13 protein-coding genes and 1 tRNA gene are annotated in these 12,359 nt (G+C 73.6%); 11 read left to right on the forward strand and 3 right to left on the reverse strand.

All coding sequences use genetic code 11. From position 1 onward, the window contains the following. The first annotated feature begins 9 nt into the window (after positions 1-9). The 5 genes from ACZ2G1_RS01005 to ACZ2G1_RS01025 all read left to right on the forward strand — a co-directional run bounded on the left by ACZ2G1_RS01005 (position 10) and on the right by ACZ2G1_RS01025 (position 4,755). On the forward strand, positions 10-1,101 hold the full coding sequence (locus ACZ2G1_RS01005) for a pseudouridine synthase (protein ID WP_470377341.1): 1,092 nt from the start codon (positions 10-12) through the stop codon (positions 1,099-1,101). Positions 1,102-1,110: 9 nt separating this feature from the next. Then, positions 1,111-2,235, forward strand: a complete 1,125-nt coding sequence (locus ACZ2G1_RS01010; RefSeq protein WP_017833719.1) for a prephenate dehydrogenase — start codon at positions 1,111-1,113, stop codon at positions 2,233-2,235. Continuing rightward, positions 2,232-2,969, forward strand: coding sequence for a (d)CMP kinase (gene cmk / locus ACZ2G1_RS01015; protein WP_017833718.1), 738 nt, complete (start codon positions 2,232-2,234; stop codon positions 2,967-2,969). The genes ACZ2G1_RS01010 and cmk overlap by 4 nt, the downstream gene beginning before the upstream one ends. Positions 2,970-3,042: 73 nt before the next feature. Next, on the forward strand, positions 3,043-4,602 hold the full coding sequence (der, locus tag ACZ2G1_RS01020; protein ID WP_017833717.1) for a ribosome biogenesis GTPase Der: 1,560 nt from the start codon (positions 3,043-3,045) through the stop codon (positions 4,600-4,602). Positions 4,603-4,681: 79 nt separating this feature from the next. After that, positions 4,682-4,755 (forward strand) — tRNA-Pro (locus ACZ2G1_RS01025). Positions 4,756-4,817: 62 nt separating this feature from the next. On the opposite strand, the gene ACZ2G1_RS01030 is transcribed toward ACZ2G1_RS01025, so the two are convergent. Both ACZ2G1_RS01030 and ACZ2G1_RS01035 read right to left on the reverse strand, forming a co-directional pair. Next, a complete protein-coding gene (locus ACZ2G1_RS01030; RefSeq protein WP_470377342.1) occupies positions 4,818-5,987 on the reverse strand; it encodes an IS481 family transposase in 1,170 nt (389 codons plus the stop codon). 193 nt (positions 5,988-6,180) lie between these two features. Next, complete coding sequence (locus ACZ2G1_RS01035) at positions 6,181-7,101, reverse strand: PfkB family carbohydrate kinase (RefSeq protein WP_470377343.1); 921 nt, start codon at positions 7,099-7,101, stop codon at positions 6,181-6,183. A gap of 189 nt (positions 7,102-7,290) precedes the next feature. On the opposite strand from ACZ2G1_RS01035, the gene ACZ2G1_RS01040 reads away from it, so the two are divergent. The 6 genes from ACZ2G1_RS01040 to ACZ2G1_RS01065 all read left to right on the forward strand — a co-directional run bounded on the left by ACZ2G1_RS01040 (position 7,291) and on the right by ACZ2G1_RS01065 (position 11,456). Continuing rightward, the gene (locus tag ACZ2G1_RS01040) at positions 7,291-8,289 is read left to right on the forward strand and encodes an adenosine deaminase (RefSeq protein WP_336650681.1); all 999 of its coding nucleotides are present in this window, start codon (positions 7,291-7,293) and stop codon (positions 8,287-8,289) included. 94 nt (positions 8,290-8,383) lie between these two features. Next, positions 8,384-8,770, forward strand: coding sequence for a glycine cleavage system protein GcvH (gcvH, locus tag ACZ2G1_RS01045; protein ID WP_017833714.1), 387 nt, complete (start codon positions 8,384-8,386; stop codon positions 8,768-8,770). 189 nt (positions 8,771-8,959) lie between these two features. Next, positions 8,960-9,415 carry an FHA domain-containing protein gene (locus ACZ2G1_RS01050; RefSeq protein ID WP_017833713.1) on the forward strand — a complete coding sequence of 152 codons (456 nt, stop codon included), beginning with the start codon at positions 8,960-8,962 and terminating at the stop codon, positions 9,413-9,415. A 9-nt stretch (positions 9,416-9,424) separates the two neighbouring features. Further along, a complete protein-coding gene (gene ftsR / locus ACZ2G1_RS01055) occupies positions 9,425-10,171 on the forward strand; it encodes a transcriptional regulator FtsR (protein ID WP_017833712.1) in 747 nt (248 codons plus the stop codon). A gap of 1 nt (position 10,172) precedes the next feature. Next, positions 10,173-10,697 carry a bifunctional nuclease family protein gene (locus tag ACZ2G1_RS01060; RefSeq protein ID WP_017833711.1) on the forward strand — a complete coding sequence of 175 codons (525 nt, stop codon included), beginning with the start codon at positions 10,173-10,175 and terminating at the stop codon, positions 10,695-10,697. Positions 10,698-10,871: 174 nt separating this feature from the next. After that, positions 10,872-11,456: a MerR family transcriptional regulator gene (locus ACZ2G1_RS01065; protein WP_017833710.1), complete on the forward strand. Its 585-nt coding sequence runs from the start codon at positions 10,872-10,874 to the stop codon at positions 11,454-11,456. A 10-nt stretch (positions 11,457-11,466) separates the two neighbouring features. Here ACZ2G1_RS01065 and ACZ2G1_RS01070 read toward each other — a convergent pair whose 3' ends face one another. Further along, on the reverse strand, positions 11,467-12,255 hold the full coding sequence (locus tag ACZ2G1_RS01070; protein ID WP_109223022.1) for a ParA family protein: 789 nt from the start codon (positions 12,253-12,255) through the stop codon (positions 11,467-11,469). Positions 12,256-12,359 lie beyond the last annotated feature (104 nt).

A 12,359-nucleotide genomic window follows, 5' to 3' on the forward strand; every position in this document is an offset into this window, starting at 1 on the left:
GACACCACCATGGCCACTTCACGTTCATCATCCGGCCGCCCCGGGCCCGGCGGCCGTCGCGCCCCCGGCTCCCAGGGCGGCCAGAAGCCCCGCACCGGCCAGGGCGGCACGTCGTTCCAGGGCGGGAAGGGCGCTCCTGGCCGCGGCCCCGCCAAGGGTGGCGCAGCCAAGAGTGGCGCAGCCAAGGGGGGCGCCGGCAAGGGTGGCGCAGCCAGGGGCGGGTCCTCGACGGGCACCGGTCAGGACCGCGGGCCCCGCCCGTTCGCGTCCTCCGAGAAGAGCTCCCGGCGGATGCCCGCCACCCCGTACCGCCCGCCGCACCGGAAGCGCCGCCCCAAGAACCCGCCCGTGGACCGGCTCGACCAGCACGACCCGGACGGGGTGCGCCTGCAGAAGCTCATGGCCCAGGCCGGCGTGGCCTCGCGGCGCGTGTGCGAGGAGATGATCGAGGCTGGCCGCGTGCAGGTCAACGGGGAGACCATCACCGAGCTCGGCATCCGCGTGGACCCGGACACCGTCGAGATCCACGTCGACGGCGTCCGCGTGCAGCTCGACGAGAACCTCGTCTACTACGCCTTCAACAAGCCCGAGGGGGTGCTCTCCACCATGGAGGACCCCGAGGGCCGGCCGTGCGTGGCCGACTACCTGAACCAGCAGAAGAACGAGCGCGTCTTCCACGTGGGCCGCCTCGACGTCGAGACCGAGGGCCTCCTGCTGCTGACCAACGACGGCGAGCTGACCAACCGGCTCACCCACCCCTCCTACGAGGTCCCCAAGACCTACCTCGTGCAGGTCCGCGGGCCCATGGAGAAGGGCGTCGGCGCGGCCATGAAGGCCGGCATCGAGCTCGAGGACGGCATCGCCTCCGTCGACTCCTTCCGGCTCGTGGACTCCACCCCCGGCCACCTGCTCGTCGAGGTCGTCCTGCACTCCGGGCGCAACCGCATCGTGCGCCGGCTCTTCGACGCCGTGGGCCACCCCGTCGAGAAGCTCGTGCGCACCGAGGTCGGCCCCATCCGGATCGGGGACCAGCGCCAGGGCACCATCCGCCGCCTGTCGAAGACCGAGGTCGGGCACCTCCTCGCCTCGGTGGGCATGTAGGGAGCGCCCGTGACGCAGACCCCCACCGCACCGCCGACCCCCGCGGCGACCGCCGGGCCCGTGCTCGTGGTCGGCGCCGGCCTGCTCGGCGCCAGCATCGGCCTGGGCCTGCGCCACCTCGGCGTGGACGTCTGGCTGCAGGACTCCTCGCCCACCGCCGAGGCCGTGGCCCAGGACATCGGCGCCGGACGCTCCTGCCGTGCGGCGGGGCAGGACCGGGTGCCGGAGCCGGCCCTCGTCGTCGTCGCCACCCCGCCCGACGTCACCGCCGAGACCGTGGTCGAGGCGCTGGGACGCCACCCGGAGGCGGTCGTCCTCGACATCGCCTCCGTGAAGGAGTCCGTGCTGGAGGACGTGCGCGCCCGGGGCGGGGACCTCACCCGCTACGTGGGCACCCACCCCATGGCCGGGCGGGAGAAGTCCGGCCCCGTGGCCGCCCGCGGCGAGCTGTTCACGTCCATGCCCTGGGTCGTGTGCGACTCCGGCCGCTCCGCGCCCGCGGCGCTCGCCGCGGCGAAGAACCTGGCCGTGGACCTCGGGGCGACGGTCACGTTCATGGACGCCCGCGAGCACGACGCGACCGTGGCGCTGATCTCCCACCTGCCGCAGGTGATGTCCTCCCTGCTGGCCTCCCGGCTGCAGGACACCCCGCTGCACCACCTGTCCCTCGCGGGTCAGGGGCTGCGGGACACCACCCGCATCGCCGCCTCCGACCCGGGCCTGTGGGTGCAGATCCTCTCCGCGAACGCCGCTCCCGTGGTGGCGTCCCTGCACGGGGTGCGCGAGGACCTCGACCGGCTCATCGCCACGCTCGAGGCCCCGCGCGCCCCGGGCGCCCGGCTGGACATCGCCCAGCTGATGTCGGAGGGCAACGCCGGCCGGGCCCGGATCCCGGGCAAGCACGGCGGCGCGCCCCGCGCGTTCGCGACCCTCACCGTGCTCGTCGGGGACGTCCCCGGGCAGATCGCCCGGCTGCTCACCGAGATCGGGGAGATCGGCGTCAACCTCGAGGACCTGCGCCTCGAGCACTCCCCGGGCCAGCCCGTGGGCCTCGTGGAGGTCTCCGTGCTGCCCAACCGCCGCAAGGAACTCGTCGAGGCGCTCCAGGAGCGCGGATGGAAGGTCGTGCAGTGAACACCGGAACGAACACCGCCCGCAGCGCAGCACCCGGCACCGGGACGCCGGCCGCCGCCGGCCGGCAGCTGGTCGTCGCCATCGACGGGCCCTCCGGCTCCGGCAAGTCCAGCGTGTCCAAGGAGGTCGCCCGCCGCTTCGGCCTCGCCTACCTGGACACGGGCGCGATGTACCGCGCGCTGACGTGGTGGTGCCTCGACCGCGGGGTGGACCTCTACGACGGCGGCGCCGTGGTCGAGGCCGCCCGCTCCTTCCCGCTCGCCCAGGGCACCGACCCCGACCGGGAGCTGGTGTTCGTGGGCGGGACCGACGTGGGCGTCGAGATCCGCGGCGCCCGGGTGACCGAGGCGGTCAGCGCCGTGGCCACCAACCAGGCCGCGCGGGCGGTGCTGGTGGCCCGCCAGCAGGAGCTCATCGCGGACAGCGGCCGGCGGATCGTGGCCGAGGGCCGGGACACCACCACCGTGGTGGCCCCCGACGCCGACGCCCGGATCCTGCTCACCGCCGACGAACGGGCCCGGATGGCCCGGCGCGGCCTGCAGAACGGCGGCGTCGAGGACGCCGAGCAGCTGCGGGCCCGGGTCGTGGGCCGGGACGCCAAGGACGCGACGGTCGTGAACTTCACCGAGGCCGCCGACGGCGTCGTGACGATCGACTCCTCCGAGCTCACCGTGGAGCAGACCGTCCAGGCCGTCATCGACGTGGTCGTCCGCGCCGCGGGCCGCTCCGCCTGAACCGATCCGCCCCGCACCCCCCGACATTTTTCCGCACCCCGACCGGCCGCACCCGGCCCAGCGAAGGACAGCCATGACCGGCAACCCCGAGAACTCCGCGCACGACACCGCCCACGACCCCTACGAGGCCGAGATCCTCGGCGGCACCACGGACGACGTCGCCCAGCGGCTCGCGGCCATCGACGACGACGAGGCCGAGCAGCGCGCGCAGGCGCTGCGGGCCGGGCTCGAGGACTACGAGCTCGACGAGGAGGACGCCGCGCTGCTCGCCGAGTGGGCGGAGGACGGGGACCAGGCCCCCGTGCGCCGGCCCGCCCCGGTGCTCGCCATCGTGGGCCGCCCCAACGTCGGCAAGTCGACCCTCGTCAACCGCATCCTCGGCCGGCGCGAGGCCGTCGTGGAGGACACCCCGGGCGTGACCCGGGACCGCGTCTCCTACCGGGCCACCTGGAACGGGCGCAACTTCACCCTCGTGGACACCGGCGGGTGGGAGTACGACGCCAAGGGCATCAACGCCCGCGTCGCCGAGCAGGCCGAGATGGCCGTGGAGTTCGCCGACGCCGTGCTGCTCGTGCTCGACGCCACCGTGGGCGTCACCGCCGCGGACGAGGCCATCGTGAAGATGCTGCGCAAGGTCCGGAAGCCGGTGATCCTGGTCGCCAACAAGGTGGACTCCCCGCAGCTCGAGGTCGAGGCCACCTATCTGTGGTCCCTCGGCATGGGGGAGCCGCACCCGGTGTCCGCCCTGCACGGGCGCGGCGCCGCCGACGTCCTCGACGCGGTCACGGACCTGCTGCCGGAGTTCTCCGCCGTGGCCGAGACCGAGCTGACCGGCGGGCCCCGCCGCGTGGCGCTCATCGGGCGCCCGAACGTGGGCAAGTCCTCGCTGCTCAACAAGCTGGCCGGCTCCGAGCGCGTCGTCGTGGACCCCCTGGCCGGGACCACCCGCGACCCCGTGGACGAGCTCATCGAGCTGGGCGGCAAGCCCTGGCGCTTCATCGACACCGCGGGCATCCGCCGCCGCGTGCACATGGCCCAGGGCGCGGACTTCTACGCGTCCCTGCGCACCCAGGCCGCCCTCGAGCGCGCCGAGGTGGCCGTGGTGCTGCTGGCCGCGGACGAGGTGCTCTCCGAGCAGGACGTCCGCATCCTGCAGCTGGCCGTGGACTCCGGGCGCGCCCTCGTGCTCGCCTTCAACAAGTGGGACCTCATGGACGAGGACCGCCGCTACTACCTGGAGCGGGAGATCGACCGCGACCTCGCGCACGTGGCCTGGGCGCCGCGGGTGAACGTCTCGGCGAAGACCGGCTGGCACAAGGACCGGCTGGTCCCCGCCCTGGAGACCGCCCTGGCCTCGTGGGACACCCGCGTCCCCACCGGGCGGCTCAACGCGTTCCTCGGCGAGATCGTGGCCGCCCACCCGCACCCCGTGCGCGGCGGCAAGCAGCCGCGCATCCTCTTCGGCACCCAGGCCTCCTCCCGGCCGCCGCGCTTCGTGCTGTTCACCACCGGTTTCCTCGACCCCGGGTACCGGCGGTTCATCACCCGCCGCCTCCGCGAGACCTTCGGTTTCGAGGGCACCCCCATCGAGGTGTCCATGCGCGTGCGGGAGAAGCGGAACCGGAAGCGCTGAGGCGCCCGCCGAGATGAATTCCGCCGGAGCTTGCTGTAATGTGATGCGAGTGCTCGGGGCGGGAACGTACTGAGCACTTCGGGCTGTGGCGCAGCTTGGTAGCGCACTTGACTGGGGGTCAAGGGGTCGCAGGTTCAAATCCTGTCAGCCCGACGATGTGATGTCTCAGGACATCGGCAAGGCCCGAACCCACGGATGTGGGTTCGGGCCTTTTGTCATGCCTGGGGCTGGTAGTCGCGGGTGGGGTCGATGGTGAGTTCGCGCAGTAGCTCGCCGGTGGTGGCGTTGACCACACGTACCTGAAGGGCCTGGATGAGCAGAATGACGTGGGTTCCGGCGTGTGTTCGGCCGATGCCGATGTGGCGCAGGGCTCCGGCCACGCGCAGGGTGACGGTGCCGCTGCTGCCCACCCGGTCGTGGCGGACACGGTCGTGGGTGTCGGGATCGCGGCTGGGCCCGGGCAGGGCTTTGGGCATCGCGTGGTAGAGCGTGGCCGGGGTCGCCCGGTGGGGCAGGGAGCGGTGCGGCCGGTGCTGGTTGTACTCGGTGCGGAACCGGTTCAGGAGGCCCTGCAAGTCGAGCAGGGTCTCGGGCTGGTCGGGTTGGCCGCGCAGCCAGTTCTTGAGGGTCTGTTGGAAGCGTTCGACCTTCCCGCAGGTGGTGGGATGGCCGGGTCGGGAGTTTTTCTGCTCCACATGCCAGTCGCGCAGCTGCTGCTCGAAGCCGTTGCGCCCGCCCCGGCGGCCGAGGCCTGCGTGGCGGACGGTGTAGACCATGCCGTTGTCGGTCAGGGTCGAGGCGGGGATGCCGTAGCGGCTGGTGGTGGCGCGGAAGGTGGTGACCACGATCGGGGTGGTGATCGCCCGGTGAGCGGAAAGGTGCAGGGCGTAGCGGGTGCAGTCGTCGAGCCAGGTGATGATCTCCACCTCCTGGCCGCCGGCCAGCCGGTAGTGGGTGAAGTCCGACTGCCAGGTCTCGTTGGGCATCGCGGCCTGGAAGCGGTGCAGCGAGGTCTTGGGTCGCTTCTTCGGTTCCGGGGTGATCAGCCCGGTCCGGGTGAGATAGCGGCTGATCGTGGCGCGGGAGACCTGGTGGCCGTGGTGGTGGTGCAGGTGCCAGGCAATGGTGTCCGGGCCGGCGTCGTGGCCGGCGGCGGCCAGTCGGGTGCGCAGTTCGACGATGAGCTCCACCACGGCGGGGTCCACGGCATTGGGGTGAGTGTGCGGTCTTCGCGAGCGAGGCTGGAACGCGTCGGTGCCCTCGGCGCGGTAGCGGGCCATGAGGCGGCTGACCCAGGCCTCGGACAGACCGTAGCGGCGGGCGGCCTCGGCCTGGGAGAGGCCTTCGGTGGTGATGGCGGTGATGACCAGTTCTGCTCTCGACACGGGTAAGCATCCACCCCGGATGCACCCTGCCGCGGATGTGCGACCTCATGTTGCCGATGTCCCGAGAGATGCCTTGCCTATGTCCTGAACCAGCACACTGTCAGCCCGACGATTCGAGGCCGGTGGACCGCGGGAACGCGGACCACCGGCCTTCTCTCGTTCCCGGGGACGGCGCCTCCGGCACCCGTGCTGCCTACCGGCGGGCCCGGGAGGCCGACTCCCGCAGCCGGTCCAGGTCGAGGTCCGGCCGGCCGCCGGCGCTGCCGACCACCTCGGCCGCCGCCGCCGCGGCCCACCAGGCGGCGGACTCGGGGCTCTCCCCGCGCAGCAGCGCGACGGTGAGCGCGGCCACGAACGAGTCGCCCGCCCCGGTGGGGTCCACGGGATCCTCGCCCAGGTGGGGCAGGAGCACGTGCCCGCCCGGCCAGGCGACCACGTCGCCCTCGCCGGTGGCCAGGGCGACGACGCGCGGGCCCTCCGCGGGCAGCGACTCCGCGGCCCGCACCGTCCCCGGCACGTCCTGCGGCGCCCAGCCCACCAGTGCCTCCGTCTCGGCGGTGTCCGCGCGCACCACGTCCGCGGTGCCCAGCACCCGCCGGCGCACCGCCCCGTCCGCCGGGGCGCCGTCGGCCACCACGATCGCGCCCCCCGCCGCGGCCGCCTCGAGGGCCTCCGTCACGGCCGCCCCCGGCTGCTGCAGCTGCACCAGCACGGCGTCCGCCGAGCGCAGCAGGTCCCGGCTCGCGCGCACGTCCCCGGCGTCCAGCAGCATCCCGGCGTCCACGTCCTCCAGCAGGCGGCGGACCCCGCGCGGCCCCACGAGGTCGACGAGCAGCGCGGTCGGGGCGCCGGCGCGGCGCACCACGGCGCCGACGTCGATCCCGTCGGCCGCGGCCTGGGCGAGCACCTCCGTGCCGGCGGAGTCGGTGCCCACGACCCCCACCAGGGCGACCTCGGCGCCGAGCTGGCGGCACGCCACGGCCTGGTTCGCGCCCTTGCCGCCGAGCAGCTCCTGCCGCTCGAGCACGTCGGCGGAACCGCCCTCCGCCGGCAGCTCCGCCACGGTCAGCACGAGATCCCGTCCCACCTGTCCGACCACCACGACACCGGACATCCGGCACTCCTTCCTCCGAGCGGCTCCGCTCGCGAGCCTAGAGCACTCCGGCCGCGGAGCCGACGGCGGTCGGGCGGTGCGGGGCGACCCGGCAGCGGGGGCGGAGCCCCGCCGCCGACCGCGGCGCATACACTGCACGGGACGTCGAGTGCTCCGGTCCCCGGGGCCGACCGCGAAGGAGCGCCGGAGTTGAACGACCTGCACACCCTGCCCAAGGCGGAGCTGCACCTGCACATCGAGGGCACCCTCGAGCCCGAGCTCGCGTTCGCGCTCGCCGCCAAGAACGGGGTGGAGATGCCCTACGGCTCCGTCGAGGAGCTGCGGCGGCAGTACGACTTCGAGGACCTGTCCTCGTTCCTCGCGCTCTACTACGCCACGATGGCGGTGCTGCGCGACGCCTCCGACTTCGAGGCGCTGACCCGGGCCTACCTCGAGCGCGCGGCGGCGCAGGGCCTGCGGCACGTCGACGTCTTCTTCGACCCGCAGGCGCACACCGCCCGGGGCGTGCCGCTCGGGACGGTGGTCGACGGCATCCGCGCCGCCCTCGACGCCGCCCGGGCCGAGCACGGCCTGACCAGCACGCTGCTGCTGTGCTTCCTGCGGGACCGGCCCGCCGCGGAGGCCGTCGAGCTCTTCGACTCCCTCGGGGACCAGCTGCCGCGCATCGACGGGATCGGCCTCGACTCGGCCGAGGTCGGCCATCCCCCGGCGCTCTTCGAGGAGGTCTACGCGCGGGCGCGGGCGGCCGGACTGCACGTCGTCGCCCACGCGGGGGAGGAGGCGGGTCCCGAGTACGTCCGGGAGGCCCTCGACGTGCTGCGCGTGGAGCGGGTGGACCACGGCATCCAGTGCCTGAGCGACCCGGAGCTCGTGGACCGCCTCGTCGCGGAGCGGGTCCCGCTCACCGTGTGCCCGCTGTCCAACGTGCGGCTGCGCGTGGTCGACACGCTCGCCGACCACCCGGTCCTGGACATGCTCGAGCGCGGGCTGCTGGTCACGGTCAACTCCGACGACCCGGCCTACTTCGGCGGCTACGTGGGAGACGTCTTCCAGGACCTGCGCGACGCGCTGGGACTGACCGACGAGCAGGCCGTCGCACTGGCCCGCAACTCGGTGGACGCGTCCTTCGCGGGGACGGAGCGCAAGTGGGCGATCCACGCCGAGATCACCGCGTGGGAGGGCCGCTGAGCGGCCGACACCCGCGAGGTCCCGCGCCCTCGGGCCACGGGGACGTCTGTGCCATAATCGAGCCGACCGCACCCGCCGGACCAGGAGCCACCCCATGAGCAACATCCCCGCCGACCTGTCCTACACGGCCGAGCACGAGTGGATCGCGGGCCCCGACGCCGACGGCGCGGTGCGCATCGGGATCACCGACCACGCGCAGGGCGAGCTGGGCGACGTCGTGTTCGTCCAGCTGCCCGAGGTGGGGGAGAGCGTCGAGGCGGGCGCCGCCGTGGGCGAGATCGAGTCCACCAAGTCCGTGAGCGACATCTTCGCCCCCGTCTCCGGCGAGGTCACCGCGGTCAACGAGGCGCTCGAGGCCGAGCCCGGGACCGTGAACTCCGCCCCCTACGCGGAGGGCTGGCTGTTCGCGGTCCGCCCCTCCGGCGAGGACTACCGCTCCGGGCTGCTCGACGCCGAGGGGTACGCCGCCCAGCTCGACTGACCCGCGCAGGACCCGACCACGCGCGAGCCGGGACGTGTCCCGGCCGCCCCTCCGTGTCTCCACCACCCGGTACACTGACAAGCAACCGGGTGGCTCCGGCCGGTCGCCCGGGGACCGCCGGGACAGGAGGTCGCGGGGCAGGGGTCCCACAGGACCCGTCCACCAACACGTCACCAGTCGAGGGAAGAGATGTCCAGAACCCAGAACGGCTCGAACGCACCCCAGGGGGAGCCGGAGACCACGTCGATCCAGATCGTGGCCGAGGTCCTCTCGCACGCGGCTTCGCACAAGCTCTCCCCCGAGGAGAGCTCGGCGGTCTCCGCGCTCCCGCCGCGCAGCGCCCTGCTCGTGGCCCACGACAGCGGCGGCTCCGGGTCACGCTTCCTGCTGGACCGGGACGAGGTCCCCGCTGGCCGCCACCCGTCCTCCGAGATCTTCCTGGACGACGTCACCGTCTCGCGCCGGCACGCGCGGTTCGTCCGGCGCGGCGACTCCTTCGAGATCATCGACTCCGGATCCCTGAACGGCACCTACGTCAACGGCGACCGCGTGGACAGCGCGCAGCTGGACAACGGCGACGAGGTCCAGATCGGGAAGTTCCGGTTCACGTTCTACCGTTCGCTGCGCTCGCAGTCGGACCAGTAGAAGGGAGCCATGACCGACCCCGCGGAGACCGATCCCCACCGGGACGACGTCCAGCACGAGGCCCGGGTGGGCATCAGCGCCGTGCTCAAGGAGCTCGGCGAGGACCACCCCGGCATCACCGCCTCGAAGCTGCGCTTCCTGGAGGACAAGGGCCTGGTCCACCCGGCGCGCACCGCGTCCGGCTACCGCAAGTTCTCGCGCGCGGACGTGGACCGGCTGCGCCGGATCCTGGAGCTCCAGCGCGACCGCTACCTCCCGCTGAAGGTGATCCGGGAGCGGCTGGACGCCGACGAGGACGCCCGCGCCGACGACGCCCGGCGCACCGCGGAGCCCGCCGATCCGGTCACCGCCCCCCTGCCGGTCGTCAGCGCGCCGCGCACCTACAACCTGCGGGAGCTCGCCGCCCGCACGGGCGCCGGCATCCCGCTCGTCCGGGAGCTCGTGAGCTACGGGCTGATCCGGGAGCAGAACGGGGCCTTCGACGACCACGCCCTCGCCATCACCCGGGCGGCCCTCGCGCTGACGGCCCACGGTCTGGAACCGCGCCACCTGCGCCCCTTCAAGGCCGCCGCGGACCGGGAACTGGGCCTCGTGGAGCGCGCCGTCGCGCCCCTCACCTCCCGCCGGGACGCCGCCTCGAGGGCACGCGCGGTCGAGCGCGCCCAGGAGATCTCGGGCCTGTGCCTCACCATCCACACCTCGCTCGTGCGCTCGGAGATCGCCGCGCTCCAGGAGCGCGCCGCGGTGGAGGGCTGACGTGGCCGTGCACCAGGTCCTGATGGAGATCGCGGGCGTCCGCATGGACGTGCCGTCGGCGCAGCCCGTCGTCGTCCTCCGCGAGGTCGAGGGCGGACGGCACCTGCCGATCTGGATCGGCACGAACGAGGCGACGTCCATCGTCTTCGCCGTGCAGGGGATCGAGCCGCCCCGGCCCCTGACGCACGACCTCGTGCTGTCGGTGGCCACCGCGTTCGGGCGCACGCTCACCCGGGTGCGGATCCACACGGTGGAGGAGGGGGTCTTCCACGCCGCGCTCGAGTTCTCGGACGGCACGGTCGTCGACTCCCGCGCCTCGGACGCGATCGCCCTGGCCGCCCGCACCGACTGCCCCATCCTGTGCACCGAGACCGTCCTCGACGAAGCCGGTCTCGTGATGAGCGGGGACGGGGAGCTGCGGGAGCCGTCCCCCCGCGCGGGGGAGGGAGAGCCGCAGCTGCCCCCGGAGACGCAGGTCGAGCAGTTCCGCGACTTCCTCGACAACGTCGACCCCGAGGACTTCTGAGCCGTCCCCGTCCGCCCGACACGGGGTCCGGGCCCCTGATGTCTTTGACCCCGTCCCCGGGGAGGTCTACCGTCATAAGGTGTACTCGAGGTGTTCCCGGGGGGATCCGGACGTCTCTGTGAGACCATCCACTCCCGGCGCCGCGAGCACCGGGTCCACGAGCGAGGAGGCGGCGTGAGCGAACGCGAGCAGCCCGGCGGCCCTCCGGCGCACGGCACCCAGGGCGTCCTCTTCGACGACTCCGTGATCCGGGACGAGTCCGTCGGCTACCGCGGCCCCACCGCCTGCAAGGCCGCGGGCATCACCTACCGGCAGCTCGACTACTGGGCGCGGACCGGTCTCGTGGAGCCCACCGTGCGCGGCGCCTCCGGGTCCGGCACGCAGCGGCTCTACAGCTTCCGCGACATCCTCGTCCTGAAGATCGTCAAGCGGCTCCTGGACACCGGCGTCTCCCTGCAGCAGATCCGCACCGCCGTGGGGGCGCTGCGCGCCCAGGGCGTGGAGGACCTGGCCCGGCTCACCATGATGAGCGACGGCGCCAGCGTCTACGCGTGCACGTCCCCCCACGAGGTCATCGACCTGGTGCAGGGCGGACAGGGCGTCTTCGGGATCGCCGTGGGCCGGGTGTGGCGCGAGGTCGAGGGGACCCTCGCGGCGCTCCCCGGGGAGCACACCGGAGCGGACCGCGCCCCCGCCCAGGAGCCGCTGCCCGGGGACGAGCTCTCCGAGCGCCGGGCCCGCCGGCAGAGCGCGGGCTGAGCCGGGCGGCTCAGGACGAGCCGTCGATCAGGCCCTGCAGGATCGCCGTGTACCGCCCGGAGATGTCCTGGGCCTCCGCTCCCGGCCAGCGGTGGATCGGCCAGGCCGCGCCCTGCGCCTGCTGCCAGACGGGCAGGTCCGGGATCACCGGGCTGACCAGCAGGGGGCCGAACAGCTCCTGCAGCTCGTCCAGGCGGTGCCGGTGCTCCACCGACGAGTGCTGGACCTTGTTGACCACCACCCCGGCAGCCGGCACGGCCCACGTGCGGCTCTGCTCGAACTGGGCGATCGCCGTCATCGTGCGCTTGGTGCCCGCCACCGAGAACAGCGAGGGCTCCGCCACCGAGAGCACCTTGTCGCTGGCGGCCCACGCCGTGCGGGTCAGCGCGCTCAGGGTGGGCGGGCAGTCGACCAGCACCAGGTCGTACCCCTGGGCGCCGGAGAGCGCGCGCTCCAGCCGGCCGAGGTCCTTCTCCCGGTACTCGGAGCGATCGAGGTGGGACGAGCGGGCCGAGCCCGGGGCGACGTCGAGGGCCCTGCTGTCCAGGCCGGCCCGCACCGCCCAGGCCGAGGCCACGACCACGCGCTCGAGCGCTCCCCGGCGCGGCCTGCGCAGCACCTCCCCGATGTCGTGACCGCGCTCCGGGTGCACGCCCAGCCCGGTCGTGGCGTCGGCGTGCGGGTCGAGGTCCACCACCAGCGTGGGCACTCCCGCCTGCAGGGCCGCCGAGGCGATCCCCAGGGTCACGGAGGACTTGCCGACACCGCCCTTGAGGCTGCTGACGCTGACGATCTGCACGGAGGGGACACCCTTCGCTCGCGGGGAAACGGGAGGAGCGGCTCCTCGGGTCCGGGATCGGGGGCCGCGGCGAGGAGACGGCTGCGCCCATCGTAGCCGGGCGG

This window comes from Kocuria sp. KKT182 (assembly GCF_055635395.1).

Bases quoted from the DNA above. Each gene is read 5' to 3' on its own strand.
- ftsR (WP_017833712.1), top strand. From the start codon at position 9,425: ATGACCGACCCCGCGGAGACCGATCCCCACCGGGACGACGTCCAGCAC.
- ACZ2G1_RS01005 (WP_470377341.1), top strand. From the start codon at position 10: ATGGCCACTTCACGTTCATCATCCGGCCGCCCCGGGCCCGGCGGCCGT.
- gcvH (WP_017833714.1), top strand. From the start codon at position 8,384: ATGAGCAACATCCCCGCCGACCTGTCCTACACGGCCGAGCACGAGTGG.
- ACZ2G1_RS01035 (WP_470377343.1), bottom strand. From the start codon at position 7,101: ATGTCCGGTGTCGTGGTGGTCGGACAGGTGGGACGGGATCTCGTGCTG.
- der (WP_017833717.1), top strand. From the start codon at position 3,043: ATGACCGGCAACCCCGAGAACTCCGCGCACGACACCGCCCACGACCCC.
- ACZ2G1_RS01050 (WP_017833713.1), top strand. From the start codon at position 8,960: ATGTCCAGAACCCAGAACGGCTCGAACGCACCCCAGGGGGAGCCGGAG.